The 19,068-nt window shown below is 59.8% G+C and carries 17 protein-coding genes, 1 tRNA gene and 1 pseudogene; 11 read left to right on the top strand and 8 right to left on the bottom strand.

Going from position 1 to position 19,068, the window contains the following annotated elements; translation table 11 throughout:
- Positions 1-45 precede the first annotated feature (45 nt).
- Positions 46-1,950, top strand: a complete 1,905-nt coding sequence (gene dnaG, locus GGQ85_RS14605; RefSeq protein ID WP_309775104.1) for a DNA primase — start codon at positions 46-48, stop codon at positions 1,948-1,950.
- Positions 1,951-2,620: 670 nt separating this feature from the next.
- A complete protein-coding gene (rpoD, locus tag GGQ85_RS14600; protein WP_309775103.1) occupies positions 2,621-4,777 on the top strand; it encodes an RNA polymerase sigma factor RpoD in 2,157 nt (718 codons plus the stop codon).
- 52 nt (positions 4,778-4,829) lie between these two features.
- Here rpoD and GGQ85_RS14595 read toward each other — a convergent pair whose 3' ends face one another.
- Positions 4,830-5,420 carry a hypothetical protein gene (locus tag GGQ85_RS14595; RefSeq protein ID WP_309775102.1) on the bottom strand — a complete coding sequence of 197 codons (591 nt, stop codon included), beginning with the start codon at positions 5,418-5,420 and terminating at the stop codon, positions 4,830-4,832.
- 188 nt (positions 5,421-5,608) lie between these two features.
- Positions 5,609-6,232 (bottom strand): hypothetical protein, encoded by a 624-nt coding sequence (locus GGQ85_RS14590; protein WP_309775101.1) that lies wholly within the window; start codon positions 6,230-6,232, stop codon positions 5,609-5,611.
- A gap of 164 nt (positions 6,233-6,396) precedes the next feature.
- On the opposite strand from GGQ85_RS14590, the gene GGQ85_RS14585 reads away from it, so the two are divergent.
- From GGQ85_RS14585 to GGQ85_RS14570, 4 genes are all read left to right on the top strand, one after another.
- A complete protein-coding gene (locus tag GGQ85_RS14585; RefSeq protein ID WP_309775100.1) occupies positions 6,397-7,647 on the top strand; it encodes a DUF4238 domain-containing protein in 1,251 nt (416 codons plus the stop codon).
- The gene (locus tag GGQ85_RS14580) at positions 7,539-8,858 is read left to right on the top strand and encodes a hypothetical protein (protein ID WP_309775099.1); all 1,320 of its coding nucleotides are present in this window, start codon (positions 7,539-7,541) and stop codon (positions 8,856-8,858) included. Before GGQ85_RS14585 ends, GGQ85_RS14580 begins: the two co-directional genes overlap by 109 nt.
- 212 nt (positions 8,859-9,070) lie before the next feature.
- Complete coding sequence (locus GGQ85_RS14575) at positions 9,071-9,292, top strand: hypothetical protein (RefSeq protein WP_309775098.1); 222 nt, start codon at positions 9,071-9,073, stop codon at positions 9,290-9,292.
- Between the two features lie 275 nt (positions 9,293-9,567).
- Positions 9,568-10,386, top strand: coding sequence for a lytic murein transglycosylase (locus GGQ85_RS14570; RefSeq protein WP_309775097.1), 819 nt, complete (start codon positions 9,568-9,570; stop codon positions 10,384-10,386).
- Positions 10,387-10,479: 93 nt separating this feature from the next.
- Here the strand turns inward: GGQ85_RS14570 and GGQ85_RS14565 are convergent, their stop codons facing one another.
- The 4 genes and pseudogenes from GGQ85_RS14565 to GGQ85_RS14545 all read right to left on the bottom strand — a co-directional run bounded on the left by GGQ85_RS14565 (position 10,480) and on the right by GGQ85_RS14545 (position 13,121).
- Positions 10,480-11,421: an OmpA family protein gene (locus GGQ85_RS14565; protein ID WP_309775096.1), complete on the bottom strand. Its 942-nt coding sequence runs from the start codon at positions 11,419-11,421 to the stop codon at positions 10,480-10,482.
- A gap of 406 nt (positions 11,422-11,827) precedes the next feature.
- Positions 11,828-12,226: a transporter gene (locus GGQ85_RS14560; RefSeq protein WP_309775144.1), complete on the bottom strand. Its 399-nt coding sequence runs from the start codon at positions 12,224-12,226 to the stop codon at positions 11,828-11,830.
- A gap of 521 nt (positions 12,227-12,747) precedes the next feature.
- A pseudogene (locus GGQ85_RS20890) lies at positions 12,748-13,008 on the bottom strand (potassium-transporting ATPase subunit KdpA); the annotation flags it as partial.
- Positions 13,009-13,041: 33 nt separating this feature from the next.
- Positions 13,042-13,121: transfer RNA gene (locus tag GGQ85_RS14545), tRNA-OTHER, on the bottom strand.
- 122 nt (positions 13,122-13,243) lie between these two features.
- On the opposite strand from GGQ85_RS14545, the gene GGQ85_RS14540 reads away from it, so the two are divergent.
- Both GGQ85_RS14540 and GGQ85_RS14535 read left to right on the top strand, forming a co-directional pair.
- Positions 13,244-14,779: a tyrosine-type recombinase/integrase gene (locus tag GGQ85_RS14540; RefSeq protein WP_309775093.1), complete on the top strand. Its 1,536-nt coding sequence runs from the start codon at positions 13,244-13,246 to the stop codon at positions 14,777-14,779.
- On the top strand, positions 14,700-15,908 hold the full coding sequence (locus tag GGQ85_RS14535) for a hypothetical protein (RefSeq protein ID WP_309775092.1): 1,209 nt from the start codon (positions 14,700-14,702) through the stop codon (positions 15,906-15,908). Before GGQ85_RS14540 ends, GGQ85_RS14535 begins: the two co-directional genes overlap by 80 nt.
- Here GGQ85_RS14535 and GGQ85_RS14530 read toward each other — a convergent pair.
- Positions 15,855-16,166 (bottom strand): hypothetical protein, encoded by a 312-nt coding sequence (locus tag GGQ85_RS14530; RefSeq protein ID WP_309775091.1) that lies wholly within the window; start codon positions 16,164-16,166, stop codon positions 15,855-15,857. The two genes, GGQ85_RS14535 and GGQ85_RS14530, sit on opposite strands and share 54 nt — an antisense overlap.
- A gap of 16 nt (positions 16,167-16,182) precedes the next feature.
- Between GGQ85_RS14530 and GGQ85_RS14525 the strand changes: the two genes are divergently transcribed.
- Genes GGQ85_RS14525 through GGQ85_RS14515 form a run of 3 tightly spaced genes read left to right on the top strand, consistent with a single transcriptional unit; the run spans position 16,183 to position 17,353 of the window.
- Positions 16,183-16,722, top strand: a complete 540-nt coding sequence (locus GGQ85_RS14525; RefSeq protein WP_309775090.1) for a hypothetical protein — start codon at positions 16,183-16,185, stop codon at positions 16,720-16,722.
- Positions 16,719-17,156 (top strand): DUF5681 domain-containing protein, encoded by a 438-nt coding sequence (locus GGQ85_RS14520; RefSeq protein ID WP_309775088.1) that lies wholly within the window; start codon positions 16,719-16,721, stop codon positions 17,154-17,156. The genes GGQ85_RS14525 and GGQ85_RS14520 overlap by 4 nt, the downstream gene beginning before the upstream one ends.
- Positions 17,153-17,353 carry a hypothetical protein gene (locus GGQ85_RS14515; protein WP_309775087.1) on the top strand — a complete coding sequence of 67 codons (201 nt, stop codon included), beginning with the start codon at positions 17,153-17,155 and terminating at the stop codon, positions 17,351-17,353. The genes GGQ85_RS14520 and GGQ85_RS14515 overlap by 4 nt, the downstream gene beginning before the upstream one ends.
- Before the next feature lie 1,015 nt (positions 17,354-18,368).
- Here the strand turns inward: GGQ85_RS14515 and GGQ85_RS14510 are convergent.
- Positions 18,369-18,557, bottom strand: a complete 189-nt coding sequence (locus GGQ85_RS14510) for a hypothetical protein (protein WP_309775086.1) — start codon at positions 18,555-18,557, stop codon at positions 18,369-18,371.
- Positions 18,558-19,068 lie beyond the last annotated feature (511 nt).

Raw genomic sequence — 19,068 nt, 5'->3', positions numbered from 1 at the left:
GCGGCAGGCAGTTATACCCGCCGCCGAGATTGAGTGAGACGGCGCATGCGTTTTCCGCCCAGCTTTATTGATGAGGTCAAGGCGCGCCTTCCGGTTTCGGAAGTCGTGGGCCGGCGCGTAAAACTGAAGCGAGCGGGCCGCGAATTCAAGGGGCTGTCGCCGTTCCAGCAGGAAAAGACGCCGTCGTTCACGGTGAACGACCAGAAGCAGTTCTACCACGACTTCTCCACCGGCAAGCACGGCAACATCTTCGACTTCGTGATGGAGACCGAAGGCGTTTCTTTTCCCGAAGCGGTCGAGCGGCTGGCGTCGATGGCGGGGCTTCCGCTGCCGCGCAATTCACGGGAAGACGAGCAGCGGGAGCAGCGGCAGAAATCCCTGTTCGAGGTGATGGAGCTTGCGACCAAGTTTTTTGAGCAAAATCTCGCGTCGCGTATCGGCGCGCAGGCGCGCGGCTACCTTTCGGACCGCGCCATCATCTCCTCAAGCACCGTCGAATTCAGGATCGGTTACGCGACCGCCGATCGCTTCGCATTGAAGGAATATCTGGGATCGCAAGGCGTCCCTGTCGAAGACATGATCGAGGCCGGCTTGTTGGTTGCCGGAGACGATATTCCCGTTCCTTACGATCGCTTTCGTGACCGGATCATCATTCCGATTCACGACCAGCGGGGTCGCGTCGTGGGATTCGGCGGCCGCGCTCTCAAGAAGGACGTACAGCCCAAATATCTGAACTCGCCGGAAACCTCGATCTTTCACAAGGGCTCGATCGTTTTTAACTTTCATCGCGCGCGCCAGCCGGCGCACGAGGCTAATTCGGTCGTTGCCGTCGAAGGATACATGGATGCCATCGCGGTCTATCAGGCGGGGATCAAGGCCGTGGTCGCCACCATGGGGACGGCGTTCACGGAAGAGCAGATCGCTACGCTGTGGAGACTGTCTCCCGAACCTGTCGTGTGCTTCGATTCCGATCGCGCGGGTGTCGCGGCCGCTTATCGCTCCGTTGACAGAATCCTGCCCTTGCTTCGTGTCGGCAAGACCTTCCGCTTCGTGTTCATGGACGAACAAAAGGATCCCGACGACCTGATCCGGGAAAAGGGCGTCGAGGCATTCAGAAGCGTTTTGTCAGGCTCTTTGCCGCTGTGGGACGTGCTCTGGCAGCGCGAGACGGACGGTCAGGACGTTCGAACGCCCGACAAACAGGCTGCGCTGGAACAGAAGCTCTATACGCTGGTCCGGACGATCCAGGACCCGGCCGTCAACACGGCGTTCTTCAGAACGTCACGGATGCAGCTCGCCAACCTGTTCTGGCAAGTCAATCGGGGGCCGACCCGCAATCATAAGGAAGCAAGCTCCAAATTCGTTCGGAGCGAACTCAAGTTTCGTGGCGAGGGGCAGCGGTCGGGACTGCAAAAGGTCGTTCTCGGGATGCTCGTCCAGTATCCTGATTTGCTCGAGGACAAGCAGGATTCTGTCCTGCGCTTACACTTTCCCGAGGAGTTCGATGGTTTTTTGACGAGTCTCTTTCAACTGCTGGTTACCGACGCAAAGCTGTCTGTCGCGGATATTTGGACGAAGCTTAAACCCGCATTTTATGACACGCTGCAAGCTGTGCATGGCGAAGCGGGCAACGGAAAACCGCGCGGACATCGGCTGGTTGAGCGCTTTCCAATTTTAAGTCGCGATCCGCCGCTCGATTTTGTGTCGGGATGCACGGATCACTTCATCAAAATCCTGCATTGGCATGAACTGGAAGATGACATCCAGCGGGCCAGGCTCGATGCCGGAGAAGGAGACGAATCTGCCGTCGCGCGCCTGCTAAATCTGGTTCGGGAAGGTCACGCCGAACAGGAAAGCATTAGCGCCGAGGGAGTGGCGTTGTCGGAGTGGGCGGAAGACATCATCCGCATTTGGGCGCCCCAGGGCGGAACGATGCATCTCGCCGCGTGAGCTGTCCGGCGCCAATCGGCGAATCCTGCACGAAAAGAGACGCCGAAAAGGACAGAGATAATGAGGGAATACAGCAGGTTGCTGCGGGTTTGCGGCCCGTCGGGAACAAAACGCGGTCACCTCCGCCCATTTTGGTCGCAGATACCAAGCGGATCGGCTTGTATCATCAGCAGCGCTTCTTACTTAGGGAATACTCTTATAGCGTTTTCGAGCGAAGTGGAATTCGGTTCGCGTGAAAAAAACGCGTCAAATCAAAAAGTTAGGGTCTCTTCACCGATTTACGTGAAGCGGTGAAGGACCCTATGGCGCTGGAACGCCGCTGAACCTGCGGGAGGGGAATGCGCCTGTGCGCGGATGGGATCCGTCGCCGGGCTTGGATCGTCTGAAACAAATGATGTTGGGACGATGGCACTCGGAACCATGATAAAGACTCGCCAAATCCGAGGTTTGGCGGCAAACAGGGTTAATTAAAAGTCAAGGGCTGGCAGGCTAAGTCATCCGACACGTAGTCCAACGCGGGTACGATCATTCGAGAGAGGGTTGACGGGGTGGCGAGAGGTTGCGCCGCCCTTGTGCGTCGTGAGCGGCGCAGATCAAGAGCGCCGGGCGCGGCGCGGATGTCACGGGGAAGCGGGCGCGTTTCCGCATGAGTGCGTTTCAGGAGCTGTGAATGGCGAGCAAGGCAAAGACGCTGCAGGTCAGGGAAAAGGAAAAGGACGACAAGGCCGCCGACGCTCCCGAAAAGGATGTCGCGGACGCGCCGTCGCCGTTGCTCGACCTCAGTGACGCCGCCGTCAAGAAGATGATCAAGCAGGCGAAAAAACGCGGCTTCGTCACCTTCGACCAGCTCAATGAGGTGCTGCCGTCCGACACCACCTCGCCGGAGCAGATCGAGGATATCATGTCGATGCTTTCCGACATGGGTATCAACGTGTCGGAATCCGAGGATGCTGACAGCGAGGAGGAAAACAAGGAAGAGGCTGACGAGGAGACCGACAACGAGTTGGTCGAGGTCACTCAGAAGGCCGTCACCGAGGTCAAGAAGTCGGAACCCGGCGAACGCACCGACGATCCGGTGCGGATGTATCTGCGGGAGATGGGCACCGTCGAGCTCTTGTCACGCGAGGGCGAGATCGCCATCGCCAAGCGCATCGAGGCCGGCCGCGAGGCGATGATCGCAGGGCTGTGCGAAAGCCCGCTGACCTTTCAGGCCATCATCATCTGGCGTGACGAACTCAACGAAGGAAAGATTTTCCTGCGCGACATCATTGACCTCGAGGCGACCTATGCCGGCCCCGAGGCCAAGAGCGGCATGAACCCGGCATTGCTCGGGCCGCCGACCGGTCCCGACGGCCAGCCGTTGTCGGCTGATGCCTCTGATGCCGCCTCGGGCGAGGATGGCGTTGGATCCACGGTGACCGCCCCCCCATCGGCACCGCCGTCACCGACCCCATTCCGTGCCGCCCGCGCTGCGCCGGCCGGGGGCTCTGACCTGGACGAGAAGGATCCGGGTGCGGCCGCGGCGGAAGGCGATATGGAGGAGGACGACTTCGACAACCAGATGTCGCTTGCAGCCATTGAAGCCGAGCTGAAGCCGAAGGTGGTCGAAACATTCGACAAAATCGCCGACAACTACAAGAAATTGCGCCGCCTGCAGGAAGCCGACATCTCCAACCAGCTTCAGAATGAGTCGCTCTCGCCGAATCAGGAGCGCCGCTACAAGAAGCTGAAGGATGAGATCATCGTCGAGGTGAAGTCGCTGCGCCTGAACCAGGCGCGCATCGATTCGCTGGTCGAGCAGCTTTACGACATCAACAAAAGACTGGTCTCGTTCGAGGGGCGCCTGTTGCGGCTGGGAGACAGCCATGGCGTGGCGCGAGAGGATTTCTTACGGAACTACCAGGGCTCCGAGCTTGATCCCCGCTGGCTCAATCGGGTGTCGAAACTCTCCGCGAAAGGCTGGAAAAATTTCGTTCATCACGAAAAGGACCGCATCAAGGAATTGCGCGGCGAAATCCAGCAACTCGCGGCGCTGACCGGGCTTGAGATCGGCGAGTTTCGCAAGATCGTGCAGGGCGTCCAGAAGGGCGAGCGCGAGGCGCGCCAAGCCAAGAAGGAAATGGTGGAGGCAAACCTGCGCCTCGTCATCTCCATCGCCAAGAAATACACCAACCGCGGCCTGCAGTTCCTTGACCTCATTCAGGAAGGCAATATCGGCCTGATGAAGGCGGTGGACAAGTTCGAGTATCGCCGCGGTTATAAATTCTCGACCTATGCGACCTGGTGGATTCGGCAGGCGATCACGCGCTCGATCGCAGACCAGGCCCGCACCATCCGCATTCCCGTTCACATGATCGAGACCATCAACAAGATCGTGCGGACCTCGCGCCAGATGCTGAACGAGATCGGCCGCGAGCCGACACCGGAGGAGCTCGCCGAAAAGCTCGGCATGCCGCTGGAGAAAGTGCGGAAAGTTCTCAAGATCGCGAAAGAGCCGCTGTCACTGGAAACACCGGTCGGTGATGAAGAAGACTCACACCTCGGCGATTTCATCGAGGACAAGAACGCGGTGCTTCCCATTGATGCTGCGATCCAGAGCAATCTTCGCGAAACGACGACGCGCGTTCTGGCGTCGTTGACCCCGCGTGAAGAACGCGTGCTGCGCATGCGCTTCGGCATCGGCATGAACACCGACCACACGCTGGAAGAAGTCGGCCAGCAGTTCTCGGTGACGCGCGAACGCATCCGCCAGATCGAGGCGAAGGCGCTGCGCAAACTCAAGCACCCGTCGCGCTCGCGCAAGCTGCGGAGCTTCCTCGACAACTAGCTTTCGCTTGTCGGGCCGCGTGCAACACGAAGTGTTGCGCTCGCCCGACGCCTTAGTCCGGCTCGCCCGGTGGATGATGCGGGTCGTAGGCATGCGGCCGGTTGGTGCCGATCTTCTTCCAGAACGGCCAGATGAACGTGGCGCCGGCAGTCAGCGGGCCGATCGCGCGCCATTCGTGAAAGTCCACCACCAGCACCGCGGGCGTCACCACGAACAGCAGCAGCGCGATGACGCCGAGCGCCAGCATCGCGTTGCGATACGTCTGCGAGACGCCGACGGTGAAGCGGATGTCGCCTTCCGGCGCGTCTGCAAGGCGCTCGTGCAGCGCGCGGATGAAATCGCGATAGACCGGCGCGCGGACGCGGTCAGCCTTGCCGTTAATGCCCGCGTCGGTGACGACGAGAAACCGGCCGCCGCGAAAATCGATGCGGCATTTGTCGACGGCATCCTTGCTGTCGGTGTCTGGCATATTGACGGAGACGATGTTGGTCCAGAGCTGACGGCCTGCCTCGCCGGTCTGATTGCGCCAAGCGATGGCGGAGTCGTACCCCGCGTCGATCAGCGACACGCCATGGCCCGCGCTGCGCCAGAACAAGCGTTCGCCGTTCACCAGGTAATATAGGTCATAGGCCATCGAGGCCATGACGGGTGCAGGCTCGATCATGTGCGGAGCATAGCGGATTCTCGCGCGACGTCGAGGCTGGTTTTCACGCTGCGGCGCAACGCGTGGCGGGCGCGAGCGCAGCGGCGTCGGGTTCCTGAATCGAAACCCAGGGCCTGCTTCAATAGCGTTTTCGAGCGAACAGGATTCCACGTCGCTCGAAAACGCTATTAGTCCATCAATTCGCCCGGCGGCTGGCGCGGGTCGTAGCTGCGCGGCCGATTGGCCTCGATCACCTTCCAGAACGGCCAGATGAAGGCCGCGCCGGCTGCGAGCGTGAGCAGCACGCGCCAATCGCGCACGATGAACACCAGCACCAGTGGCGTGCCGACGAAGAACAGCGCGGCGATGATGCCCGTTGCCATCATGAGCCGGTGGCGTCCTGCGGATGCGCCGGCATTGAAGGCGATGGTGCCCGCAGGCGCCTGCGCCAGCCGAAGATGCATGGCCCGCACGAAGTCGCGATAGACCGGCGTGCGGTCGTGATCGACCTCGCCGGAGGGGCCGCCGTCGGTGACGACGAGAAAGCGGCCATCGCGGAAATTGATGCGGCAATTGTTGACGATATCCTTGCCGCTAGTCATGGACGTCATGTTCACCGAGACGATGTCGGTCCAGAGCTGCCGACCAGCCTCTCCCTTTTCGGGCTGCCAAAGAATAGCGGAGTCGCGCCGATCGTCGATCAGCGTCACGCCGTGGTTCGGATTGCGCCAGAAGAAGTGCTTGCCGTTCTGCAGGTAGTAGAGGTCGTAGGCGGTCGAGGCAGAGGCGGGGGAGAGTTCGAGCGTGGTCATGCGGGGAGATTAGCGGATTCGTGGGAGACGTTCGAGACACACGAGCAGTTTGCAGAGTGCGGCGCACACCTCTTGCCGCTTCTCGGTCTGAGGATTTCAAGTAGGACTTGTTGCGGAACAAATGTTACTGCGTTGAGCGTCGCAATCTCGAGCGAATCGTGGGGATGTCGGTCACGAGACATAATCATTACGTACCGCAATGGTACCAAGAAGGGTTCTTCGAACCTGGCCGCTCGTCGCTTGCCTATGTAGACATGACGCCGGAACGTCAGGTACTTCCGGACGGGCGAGTGATAACTCAGAACGGCGCATGGAACGATACGCCGACCTCGAAAGCGTTCTTTCATAAGGATTTATATTCGACTTTCTTCGGAACGTCGGTCAACGACGAGATCGAGCGACAGCTGTTCGGTGATATCGACGGCAGGGGCTCGAAGGCTGTGCGCGCATTTTCTGGCACCGACGTGCGCGAATGGCACAAGCACTTCCAAACCCTTTTCGAGTATCTTGATATCCAAAAAATCCGTACCCCGAAGGGGCTGGACTGGCTGAAGTCTCAGTATCCCAAACTATCGCAGAACGAACTGATGTACGAGATGCAGGGTATTCGCATGATGCACTGCACGATCTGGGTCGGAGGGGTGCGCGAGATTGTCTCTGCTGAAAGTTCTGACGTGAAGTTCATCATCAGCGACCACCCCATCACGATTTACAATCATGCCGTTTCTCCGAAGGACAAGCTGAGCGCGTATCCGTTCGACCCCGGCATCGCGCTAAGGGCGTCTCAGACGATCTTCCCGTTCAATCGCGATCAATGCCTGATCCTCTCGAACCTGGAATACGCGCAGGATCCGAACACTAGCCCGCTCGAAAAGAGGACCTTCGCGCGAAACTATCGGCGGTCCATGACCCGGATTGACGCCTTCATTCGCACTAGAAAGCTGACTGCGCAGGAAGTTGCGCAGGTCAATTTCGTCCTCAAGTCCCGCGCGAAGCGCTTCATCGGCGCTGGCCGCAAGGAGTGGCTGTATCCGGAAAAGATAGTCTCGCAGGAATGGGGCGACCTACAGAAAACGTTCCTGCCTCCGAGGGATGAGCTGTTCCACTTCGGCGGCGAGATGTTCGTGAAGTACGAGAGCGGTGACGTACACTATCAGGACGAGTTCGGAAGGACTGAGAAGCCGCGCGAATTCTTGATCAAGAAGCCACCAGAGAAGCCAGTGCGACCCGGCGACGTGTGCGGGTGCGGGTCGGGGAATTCGTTCAAGGCGTGCTGCCAATCGAAGCCCGAAGCGCTGCGTCCCTTGTGGAGCGAGCCAAGCATCCGCGAACGCAACCTCATGCTACAAAACGCATCGAGAAGGTTCTTAAGCTCGACGGGACGAAGGATTGGATTCAAATCCGCCGCGAACTAACGGATGATCAGATCAAGGAAATCTATTTCCTGTACGAGGCCCTTTGGCCGCTGGAGACGGATTTGCTTGCGCTGTTGCCGAAGCCGGACGGCGTCGCCCGCGCGGTCTACACCGGGTCCATCCACCCTTCGTCGATAACCGACTTCGCTTTGGCGGCGCCGCTGTACTTTGGAGAACTGATCGTTGCGCATCCGTTCATCCATTCCGGAGTGATGGCGAAGCAGTACCGTCCGACCGAGAACCCAAGGCACTACCGGCAGGAATTTTTAAAGACCATAATGTTTTTCAGCAATGTAATGCCGCTCGTGCAATTCGGCTTGGTCAACCTCATACCGGACCCCTGCGATTTCGATATTCATCTGCGGGAGCAGATGATGAGCATGGCGCGGGGGCGGACCTCCGGCATGCGGTTTGATCCAGACAAGGAGCCACGCATCAAGAAGCAGATGGAGGAGGACTATATGCGCAGTCTGATGCTGATCTCGCCGGAAGCGATGCGTAGGGAAATTCGCAGGCTCAATCCAGATATGACCGAAGAGCTAGTCGAGGCGACGATGCGTTTCGCCGAGCGGAAAAGGGAGCTCGACCCTCTAGCCGTTCTCCAGGAAGGCTCCCTCATGGGGCAAAAAGAGGGTGGGCAGGTGACTATGTTCAAGCTAGCCCCGAACTTCGAGATGACGATGTACTTGGCCCAGGCGACGGGCTCCTGCATCGTCACGGACAGCCCGTTACGCTGGAGCGAAGTGAAGCGGGCGATCCGTCGACGCGTGATGACGGCAACGCCCGGACTTGCCACGCTCGCAAGTGACATTGGCGCTGCCAAGTTCGCGTTCCCGCAGAATGTGACGGATGTTGTCAACCACGGTCTGAAAAAGACATGCGCGGGCTCCCTGAACTTGATGCGTGACCTCTTCAAGTATCTCTCGAATCTCGATGAGCGTGGAGCGAAGCCCAATAGGGAAGCGCAGCTCATTGGCAGGTTCGCCAAGACGCACAAGGCAGCTCAGGTGAATCTCAAGAAATCAGGCGTACCCATAAAGGAAGGCCGCATCTCGTGCGCCTTCCCGCCCGAAGGCATTCAGGACAACACCATCAACCGGCTGCTTCTGATGTCGAACTCAGAACGGCATCTATCAAGCGTGCCCATGACGTTTTTCATCCAACCCACCGATGAACTTTTGGTGGGGGCAAAAAATCCAAGGAAGTTCTAAAGCGCCATTTGTTATGACGAATGTAGTTCGACAATATAAAAGGGAATATTTCCTTCTTCGCTTGACTGGATACGCATCTAGGATTATATTCTCATTCATCCCGTCCCACTGAGAGGGGCGGCTCGCGATCGTCACGGTCTGCGGGGCGGGATGCGGTGGGCGCGCGCGGCGTGCGATGTCTCGGATCGCGCGGGGGTAACCTCGCGAGTGAGATGAGACTGACGACCATGCCGGGCGCGAACGGCCAAGCGCGCGATATCCCGGCGCATCGCCTTGCGCCATGGGGCAGCCTTGCGGCCGTCTCCCTCAACCGGAGCGGCGGCGAGGTGCAAGACCCCTGGAGTGATCGTCACCTCAGGGCCGGCGGTCTGGGGTTTTCGCGCAGCAAGCCGTTAACACCATCGCGCGCGGAACGCCGGATGATTCCGGTGTGACCGTGGCGACGACACTCGTGTGCTTTGATTTTTTGCACACGGGGCCATGGGTGCATCGAGCACCCGGCGTTCCGCGCGCCCTCTTACGAGAGCGCAGAACGGGATCACGACGACGGCGTCCCCGCGCCGCTAAACAATAGGGGTATTTTTGCACGCCCGAAGGCCGGCGCGAATTTTTCTGGCGCGAACGGCGCAAGTGCCGCGTGCGCGGTCGTTAATCATCGCGTTGCCATAGTCATGCTATAACGCGCGACGATTCAGCAAAAGGGATTGCAATGAAAACCCGTTTCGCCATCGCCTTCGCCGCCGCCCTTCTCGCCGCCCCCCTCGCATCGACCGCCGTTTCCGCCGCGCAGTGCGGCGGCGACTTCAATACGTTCGTGGCGTCGATGTCGCGGGAAGCCGCGGCGGATGGCATCTCGCAGAACGTGATCTCGCAGGCGCTTGGCGGCGTGCAGCAGGATCAGGCGGTCCTGAATTTCGATCGCCGCCAGCGTGGCACCTTCCGCAAGAGTTTTGAGCAATATGCCGCGACCCGCGTCACTGGCGGCCGCATCAAGGGCGGCAAGGCGATGCTGGCGCGTAATGGCTCGCTGCTGTCGCGGATCGAGAAGCAATTCGGCGTGCCGCCGGAGATCGTCGTCGCGATCTGGGGACTGGAAACCGATTTCGGCCGTGGCGATATGGGCAAGCTGCCGGTGTTCCGGGTGCTCGCGACCATGGCGCATGATTGCCGGCGCACCGAACTGTTTCAGCACGAGCTGCTGGCGGCGCTCAAGATCTTGCAGCGCGGCGACCTGCGTCTCGGCGACATGGTCGGGGCCTATGCGGGCGAGATCGGGCAGACCCAGTTTCTGCCTTCGTCCTATATCAAGTACGGCGTCGATTTCGACGGCAACGGCCATGTCGATCTCCGGCATTCGGTGCCGGACGTGCTGGCTTCGACGGCGAACCTGTTGAGGGTCAACGGCTGGAAGGCCGGTGGCGACTATCACGAGGGCTCAGCCAATTTCGAGGCGATGCGCGAATGGAATCGCTCCGAGGTTTATCGCAAGACCATCGGCCTTTTCGCCGACAAGCTGGCCGGGCAGTAGGGACAGCGTTTTCGAGCGAAGTGGATACCGGTTCGCGTCAAGAAAACGCGTTAAACAAAGTCCGGCTTTGATTTCATCAAAGCCGGACTGGCTCTACGGCTGCACCAGTTCGACCCGGCGGTTTAGCGCGCGGCCGCTGTCGGTGCCGTTGGAGCCGACCGGGGCGAGGAAGCCGACGCCGGCGGTGTTGAGCCGGGGCTTGGCGATCTTGTAAGTACGCACGAGGTCCTCGGCGACGGCCTCGGCGCGGCGGCGCGACAGGTCGAGGTTGTGGGCCGGTGTGCCCTGGCTGTCGGTATGGCCGACGATATAGACGCTAAGCTCCGGCTGGCCGTTCAAGAGCTTCGCGATCTGGTCGAGGGTCGGCCGGCTCTCCGGCTTGAGCGTGGCCTTGTCGGTGTCGAAGTAAATGCCGTAGAGCGCGATGTGCCCGCTCTCGCCGAGCCCCTTGGCCATCGCAGCCGCATCGACCATCTTGTTCTGCATCGCGTCGCGTTCGGCGACGGTGAGCTGCGCGAAGATGTCGTCGTTGTTCTTGCTGACCAGCACGCTGACATAGGTCTCGCGCCCATTCTCGACCTTCCTGCCGGCATAGTAGCGGTAGTCGAAGCCGTCGACCCACATTTGCGGTATCGGCAGCGCGCCGATTGTCTCGTTGAATGGAATTCCACCGCAGGCCTCGACATCGCAAGCGAGCAGCGTCTCGAACCCGGCGTTTGCCAGTTGGCTCTCGAAATTGCGGGATACTTCAAGAATCGAGGGACCAGGCCCCGTGCGGTAAGCGATACGGGAGATACGGCCTTCCACTCTGCGCGGGTCGGTGGCCTTGCCGTCCTTGAACGGAGCGGCCTGCAGGGTTGCGGCGTCGAAATCCTTCACGTCATAGCCGGTGATGACGCTGCCTTTGAAGCGGCCGATACCGGGATAATCGTGCGATTTGGCAACATCGCCCGCCGCAGCCGCGGCCGGTGCGGTCAGGCTCGGCGTCAAGTGAATGACGATGGCAGCGGCAACAGCGAGAGCCAGGCGCGGCATGAATCAAACCTTTTGATAGCGTCACATGAAAACGTCATACGAAATGGAAGGCGAGGGATCCGCTTCGATCACTCGCTGCTCCAACTCAAGAAAAAATGTTCGTCCGCAATCGTGGCGGATCATGCGCCGTCATCGAAGGCTTGGGCGAGCAAAATCCGCCCGAGCCTCTGAGCCTACTTCTTCTTTTTCTTTGCGGTTTTCTTTGCTGTTTTCTTCGCCGCTTTTTTCGCTTTCTTGGCCATAATGTCCTCTAAGGGTTAAATGGTTGAACGCGACTTCGAGGCGTGTTCAAGGGGACAACCGCACAACAGCCTCGGACATCGATCCGAGCAGATTCGGATGAGTCTGTCGTCGCGTCACCAAGGTGCCGTCATCCCGTTATCCACAAGGTTGCATGGCAATCTCCTCAGAAGCGGGTGGAGATGCCGATGTAGCTGACAACGTCGGGCGTGTTGCGATTGAGACCGATGTTAAGCCCGACATCGATCTGCAGCGTCGGGTGCGGCAGCCAAGCCAGGGCAATATCGTAGCTATATTGCCGTACCGTGCCGGTAGGATCGAAATTCTGGTTGGTCCAGATCTCATTGTACAGGGTGAATTGCCCGAACTGCTTGGCGATGTTCACCAGTCCTGTCACGCCAAGGTGCCGGCCTCGGCCGTCGAAATCGGCCAGCACATCGAGCTGCGGACCTAGCGTGACGGTCCAGCCGTCCGGCACGCTGTAGTTGATCGGGGCGGCAACACCGCCTTCGACCTTGCCGCTGCCGATGCCGGTGCGCGCGGTGGGTAGTTTCATGAACGGCAGGATGGCAAGCTGGCAAGCTGGAAGGCGCTCTCGAGGGGGGTCAGGCGCTGCTTGAAGCGAACGGTCATGTCGCCCAAACCCGAGACGGAGGCGACATTGCCGCCGGCATCACGCGTCCGCACTTGGGTGAAGGGCACCCCGTTCAGCTGGATGTCGCTGCTGTCTGACAGGCCGTATTTGAACGTCGGGTTGGTGAACAGCAGCTAGTCGGTGCGAATACCGGCAGCGGTGGTTCTCAGCCAGTTGAAGGTGTCAGCCTCGATTTGCACCATCCCCTTTGGCACGGTGCAGGCGAAGTTGGACTTGGTGGGCCGATCCGTACAGATTGGTGCATCAGATGTGGACCCGGTGGGCACAACATCCTGTGCCATGGCAGGAGCCGCGAAGAGCGCAGCCGATAGCACGAGCGTGCTCATCGCATACCTGCCTCTCAGGCAAGACCGAGGGCGTCGATGGCCATGTCGATCAGCTTGATGCCGACGAACGGCGCGACGGGGCCGCCGAGGCCGTAAACGAGAAGGGAGGACATCCGACAGTCCGTGCAGCCCCTTGTTGAGAAGCCCCTTAAGCGCGGGCGGCAATACCGCCGCCATAGCCGCGAAGCCAAACAGCGATGCCGGAAAGACAAGGAGCGCGAGCAGCGCCAGTTTGATCTTCCCGCGCTTCGATCTTCTTGCCGCGATACTCGGATGTGCGGCCAACCATCAGACCGGCGACGAACACGCGAGCAACGCCATGAGGACCATGGTAGCAAGTCCCGAGCCGATGCTACCGGGCAGGATTCTCGCCGAGCTTCATCAAGATACTGATTTCATTGGCGCTCCCTAGGGGAATTGAACCCCTGTTTCAGCCTTGAGAGGGCCGCAACAAACACTTTTCCCGTGCTTACCCATTTTTACTTGAGATTGATGCGCGCAGGAAATACTGTGTTTATCGGCGTTTCCGTGGGCTCATACAATTTCTGAAAATTGCCCATGTTTACCGCCTCCTGCTTACCCGCTGCTTACCCGACGCCAAATGGTCAAAATCACGAAACGAGTTGTCGATGCCGCCGACACGGTAGGGGCGGACCTCTTTATCTGGGATGACGAATTGCCTGGGTTTGGCCTCCGGGTGAAGAAGAGCGGGGCCAAGTCCTTCCTCGTTCAGTATCGCAACGCCAATGGCCGAAGCCGGCGACTCACGGTGGGGCGATATGGCGTTCTGACGGTGGAGGAAGCCCGCAAGGCGGCCAAGATCAGCCTGGCTGACGTTCTCAAGGGTGCTGATCCCGCCGAGAATCGGAAGGTGGAGCGCGGCGCAATGACGATGGAGGCCTTGTGCCGGGAGTACCTCGATAAGGCTGAGCGGGGTTTGATCCTCACTCACCGCGGGGACACCAAGCGCGCTTCTACCCTTTATACCGACAGAGGGCGTATTGAGCGGCACATCATTCCGCTTCTCGGCAAGCGCACAGTGAAAGACCTGACATCGACCGACATTCGCAAGTTTATCCAGGACGTGACGAGTGGAAAGACGGCCGGCGAGATCGAGACAGCCAAACGATCCCGTGCCATCGCCCGTGGCGGGGCCGGCGCGGCATCCCGCACCAAGGGTCTTCTCGGCGGCATCCTGACCTATGCCGTGCAGGCAGGCTATCGCACCGACAATCCCGCCACCGGCGTGGTCCGGCCCAAGGATAAGAAGCGCAAATGGCGGCTGGACGACGACGGCTATCGAGCGCTCGGCGAATGTCTCCGCAAGGCAGATAGGCAGGGAGCCAATTGGCAACCCGTCATGGCTACTCGGCTGGCAGCCCTTACCGGCTGCCGTCTGGATGAGATTGAAGGACTTTTAAAGGCGGATGTTGACGCCGCAGCAATGGCGTTGCGTCTGCGCACGAGCAAGACCGGCGAAAGCGTTCGCCCGATCGGGGCGGCGGCCCTGGACGTCATCAGGTCAGCTTCCGCAAAATCAAAATCGAAGTTTGTTTTTCCCGCCATTACGACCATCTCGAAACATCATAGGGGCTTGACGCGGTGGGTGAAGAAAATTGCAGGCGATGCGGTGCCCGGGATCACCGCTCATGGCTTGAGGCACTCGTTTAGCTCGACGGCGGAAGACCTCGGTTTCACGATTCCGACCATCAAGGCCTTGCTCGGACATTCGGCCGGCAGCGTGACGGAAGGCTACATTCACAAGATCGATTCCGCGCTGGTGTCTGCCGCCACGCGGGTAGCTCAGCACATTCACTCATTGATGAGCGGCGAAGAAGAACAACGTGTCCCAGCTTCGGACAGCCTGCAAAGCCATGGCGGGCGTGAAGAACTACGGCGCCACCAATGCCGCCGGCCAGGAAATCGCGGCCATGACCGGGCAGCCGCGCGCCCCAGCCGGCGCTGTGCGCCGTGTTGCCGACAGCATCGCGGAGGATGCTTTGACGCCCGCTGCTGTGCGCGCCAAAGCTTCCCAGCTTGGCCCCGAGGCGATGCTGATGGACATGGGCCGGCAGCTTGGCGGCCGGGCCGAAGCCATCGCGGCACAACCCGGTCGCGGGCAGAATGCTGTCCTTGATGCGGTCGAGGGCCGCACCGGACAGTTCGGCGGAAACACGGCGGCGCGCGTCAAGCGTGTTGTGGATACGCTGGCCTCGCCGCAATACAAGCGGGTCATGTCGCAGCATCCCGCGATCTGGGACGACGGGCTTCAAAAGCTGTCTGAGCGCCCCGTGATCCGGCAGGCGATGCTGGATGCCTACTCGCTCGCCAAGAACTACGGCGAGGAGGTGAAGAACCTGTTCCAGAAGGCCCCGCAGTCCGCCTCGCGGATGCTGTCCATTCATCGCGACGGTCACGACATCAAACCAAGCCTTCAGTTCTGGGACTACGTCAAGAAGTCGATCGATGCCCGCATCGAGCGCCTTGAAGGCAAGGGCGGTATCGAGAAGCTGAACAGCAAGGAAATCGCGGATATGGGCGGCCTCGTTGCCGCCAAGAACGCGCTGCTGAAGCATCTCGACGAGGTCACGTCCGGCGGGTATGCGCTGGCGCGCAAGCTGTCCGCCACCAAGTTCGAAGTCAGGGACGCGGCTGATTTTGGCCGCAAGGCTTTCCAGAACGGCCTGCTGCCGGAACAGTTCGTGGCGCGCATCAATGACATGAGCTTGCCGGAACAGACGATGGTCAAGGCAGCGATGCGCCGGGAGATCGAGCGCGTCATCGACACCGCGCGCAACGACGGCGCGGCGGCCAGGCGCTTTCTCGATACCGAGCAGAACGGTCAGAAGATCTCGACCATCTTCGGGCGTGATGCTTTGGCACAGATCGAGAAGCGGATCGCGGCTGAGACGCACTTCCAGAACATCAAGACCAACGTCGCCAACAACTCTCGCACGGCGGTGCGCGGAGAGTTGATCAAGGATACGGCGACGCCAAGCGCGGACAATGCACTTCAAACGTCGGTGACGGGTCTGGTTCACGCGGCGGGTCGCGGCGGCCTGAACTATGTTCGCAATCAGGGAATGAGCCGGACGCGGGAAGGGATTGCCGATCTGCTGACGACCAAAGGGCCCGAGATGCAGAGGTTGATCGAAATCCTGAGTAATCTGGGCACGACGCGCGCCGCGAATGCGCGGCCGATCCAGTTGCCGCTATCGCTCGCGCCGAACGCGCTGCTGACGGCGCCGAAATGGTCGGAGCGTTAGTTCACCGAGTTTGCGGACGACTGCGAGGCAGAAGGCAACGATTGCGAAGCTCACGAGAAACAACAGCCATGCTCCGCCTGTATCGCGAGGTGTGATCTGCCCTTCTTCAAGTTCCGTGCTGATATAGAGGTAGGATAACCATGCCGTCAGCACGACGTGAAGCAGCACCCACAACACCAGCGGCAACGTGATTGTCTGCTTCCAGAACGGCAGCTTGTCGTTCTGTTTCGGCGCCAGCGGATTGTGGTCAGCTTTCATGCCGGGAGATTTTAGGATGATCCGTGACCCTTCGCCACTGTTTATCGATCGAGAACCGGCCGCGCCTTCATTCGTGCGGGCAATCCCGAGCGTGCCATCTGACTCGTTGGGACAATTCAACTTCTGGGCTCCAGAGCGGTCTGGATATCCCGAACTGGATTATTCGACGGGTCGCTGTCATTTCGAGTCGGCCCTTGCTTTTGCTCGCAGTCACGGATCACTGGGCTTCATTGCGAATGTTGTGGGCTGCATGTGCAATGTTGGTTGCGGGCCCGTGGAGAGCGGCTTTATCGACGCACTCTCTTGCAAGGCAATTTATAGTCGGGCTCCCGATCCACTGAGCCAAGATGCAGTCAGGCAGCTGGGATTCTCCGAGGGTGAATTTAGAGCCGACGAATGCGAAGCACGGGGGATCATGGAGATTGCCCGCTTCTACCGACGCCCGGACATCATCGATGAGTTTATGCGGGCAGCCGTCAATCGCGAGCTTGGAGATGGTATTCTTCCATTCCTGTGGACGGTCTGTGGTGCGGCTTATCTTGGGGCGGCAAATTGACCACGACCGGCGACGAAAAACACCCGACGCGCTTCAAGCCCGGGCAATCCGGCAATCCCGCTGGCCGACCGAAGGGCTCGAGAAATGCGACTACTATCGCCTTGGAAGCCCTGCTGGATGGTCAGGCCGAGGCGTTGACGAGTAAAGCCGTGGAGTTGGCATTGGGTGGTGACATGGCAGCGCTACGGCTATGCATGGACCGCATTCTGCCGCCTCGGAAGGACCGCCCGGTGACGTTCGACCTGCCCTCCATCAATAGCGCCGGCGACGCTGCGGCCGTGACTTCTGCCGTCCTGTCGGCGGTAGCGAATGGTGAGATCACCCCCGCCGATGCCGGCGAGATCGGAAAGTTGGTTGAGGCCTATGTGAAGGCATTCGAAACGGCCGAACTGGCGGAACGTCTTGAGCGACTGGAAAGGATGACGACACAATGAGCCTGCAGAGCATCGACGCCCGGATATCGAAGATCGAACAGCGTGTGGCGCCCGCTTCGACAGGCGCGGTTCACGCGAGCTACGAAGCCGATCCGGTTATCGGAGAGCGCAAAGTAGCTGAGCTGCGCGCCACGCTACCTGGAAATGACACCATCATATTGGTCACGAGCTTGCGGCCGAACACGGTGGACCAGTAAATCGAAGGCTGCCTGAAAATACAGATCTTTATCAGAAGGCGGCCTGGTCCGGTGAACGCGCGCGGCGGACTTTTCCTCAAAAGTGAGGGAAAGTCCCAATTCTTAGGACGCTTGTCCTAGCGACCGCGCCATTCGACGCGCTGGTAGGTGAGCGCTCAGCCTTTACTTTGCATTCACCCGACTGTGAGAATCTGAACTCAACCCGAGAGGGCCAGTATTCGTGCGTACAAAGCCCGCTGCCGACTGGTGGCGGGTTTTTTGCGCTGAGCGCGCCTGATACTGACGCATCGTGACAAGTGCGTAGTCGTTCCCGCTTTCGACTCGTTACGTTCCTGAAGAACAAATCAGGCGTGCAAAACCACGGCCGGATAGTTTCTTAATAAGCTCCCAATTCTTACGAGCGTACGCCGACCTAAGATCACCCTCCATAAACTCGAGTGGTATATGGCTTGCAGGTAGTTCCCCCAGCTAAGGCACATATGAGGTCCACTCCATGAAGGACATCCTGAACAGGCTCCAAAAGATGAGAGACGATGCTGAGGATTGCGCCCTCATTAGCAGGCTCGCCACCGACCCGCACAAGCGCAAGGCATTCGCCAGGCTCGCAGAAGACTACAGAGCGATGATCGAAAGGTTCGAAACGAGCATAAAGGGAGCACGGGGCGACCCCTCTGCCCAAAGTTAGCGAGCCCTGCGGTGTCGAACCTCAGCCGCCCCGAATACGCGCGCGTGAGCGGACGCTTTGCAAGTTGCTATTGATGACAGGGCGCAGCATGATGCCCCGACTGCATACCTCAGGAGGTCGAGCACTATGACCAGCATTGAGACAAGCTGGGTTATTGGGGTCGCGCTCATCGTGGTTCTGGTCCTAATTACTGCCAGCGGGCGGGGGACGCATCATAGGCCCGTCGCGCACGCGCCTGCTCATGCAACCCAAGCGCAGCCCTAGTACGCGCGAACGAAAGCCGCCAGCCCCTTCCGGGCGGCGGCTTCCTCCTTGGCACTTAACTATGAACTACGGAACGATATCGCTCCGGCCAGGCGGGGCGTGCTTGATGCTCGCGCCGCTCTTCTTTTCCTTCTCGGAAAGGTGCTTATCCGCTTCGTCGGTCAGCTCCTCCATGGTCTTTCCGAGGGTCTGCTTCGGGTCGTCCTTCGGCTCTCCCGCCGGGGGAAACTCCGTCCTGCTGCTATCATTGCGCATTTGCATTTTCCTTTCGCTGGCTCCGGGAAGATAACCAGCGAGATCCGAGCCCGTTCCGCTCCAAACGCGGCGCCTATGGGGCGGTTTGGCGGTGTTTGCGCCGCATTCTGCGGGCATCCCGCGCGTCGAGCCATTTGTAGGCGTGGAACTTGCGCACCTGTACCCCGACCCACTTCTTCGAGGTCTCCAGCGACGCTAATGTGCAGCGAAAGGTTTTCCAGCCGTCAATGTGAGGCGGTCAGCCTTGACGAGCACGTGGTCATTCCCGACGTGGGGCCGGGCGAAGAAACTGACGAATACAAAGGCAATACAGAATAGCAGACCTACAAGCATGGTCTTTCGGTTTGTGCCTTTGTCGTGAACGAACATGACGACAGATTAGCCGGCGGAACTGAGCCTGCAATTGTACGAAGGGACTAGCACTACTTTGGCAGATTTTGCTGAAGGCGGCCTGCGAGCAGCATTTCACAGTGCGTGCATCGTAACGGTGGAGGCCGCACGAATAGGTCGA

The sequence above is a fragment of the Nitrobacter vulgaris genome (assembly GCF_031453995.1).
In the GTDB taxonomy this organism is placed as follows: Bacteria; Pseudomonadota; Alphaproteobacteria; order Rhizobiales; family Xanthobacteraceae; genus Nitrobacter; species Nitrobacter vulgaris.
Note: the sequence above shows the minus strand (reverse complement) of the source record. Positions and strands in the feature narration are given on the sequence as shown.

What these genes read in the sequence shown, in the direction of transcription:
- dnaG (WP_309775104.1), top strand. Translation starts at nt 46, where the DNA reads ATGCGTTTTCCGCCCAGCTTTATTGATGAGGTCAAGGCGCGCCTTCCG.
- rpoD (WP_309775103.1), top strand. Translation starts at nt 2,621, where the DNA reads ATGGCGAGCAAGGCAAAGACGCTGCAGGTCAGGGAAAAGGAAAAGGAC.
- GGQ85_RS14595 (WP_309775102.1), bottom strand. Translation starts at nt 5,420, where the DNA reads ATGGCCTCGATGGCCTATGACCTATATTACCTGGTGAACGGCGAACGC.
- GGQ85_RS14590 (WP_309775101.1), bottom strand. Translation starts at nt 6,232, where the DNA reads ATGACCACGCTCGAACTCTCCCCCGCCTCTGCCTCGACCGCCTACGAC.
- GGQ85_RS14585 (WP_309775100.1), top strand. Translation starts at nt 6,397, where the DNA reads ATGTCGGTCACGAGACATAATCATTACGTACCGCAATGGTACCAAGAA.
- GGQ85_RS14575 (WP_309775098.1), top strand. Translation starts at nt 9,071, where the DNA reads ATGAGACTGACGACCATGCCGGGCGCGAACGGCCAAGCGCGCGATATC.
- GGQ85_RS14570 (WP_309775097.1), top strand. Translation starts at nt 9,568, where the DNA reads ATGAAAACCCGTTTCGCCATCGCCTTCGCCGCCGCCCTTCTCGCCGCC.
- GGQ85_RS14565 (WP_309775096.1), bottom strand. Translation starts at nt 11,421, where the DNA reads ATGCCGCGCCTGGCTCTCGCTGTTGCCGCTGCCATCGTCATTCACTTG.
- GGQ85_RS14540 (WP_309775093.1), top strand. Translation starts at nt 13,244, where the DNA reads ATGGTCAAAATCACGAAACGAGTTGTCGATGCCGCCGACACGGTAGGG.
- GGQ85_RS14535 (WP_309775092.1), top strand. Translation starts at nt 14,700, where the DNA reads ATGGACATGGGCCGGCAGCTTGGCGGCCGGGCCGAAGCCATCGCGGCA.
- GGQ85_RS14530 (WP_309775091.1), bottom strand. Translation starts at nt 16,166, where the DNA reads ATGAAAGCTGACCACAATCCGCTGGCGCCGAAACAGAACGACAAGCTG.
- GGQ85_RS14525 (WP_309775090.1), top strand. Translation starts at nt 16,183, where the DNA reads ATGATCCGTGACCCTTCGCCACTGTTTATCGATCGAGAACCGGCCGCG.
- GGQ85_RS14515 (WP_309775087.1), top strand. Translation starts at nt 17,153, where the DNA reads ATGAGCCTGCAGAGCATCGACGCCCGGATATCGAAGATCGAACAGCGT.
- GGQ85_RS14510 (WP_309775086.1), bottom strand. Translation starts at nt 18,557, where the DNA reads ATGCGCAATGATAGCAGCAGGACGGAGTTTCCCCCGGCGGGAGAGCCG.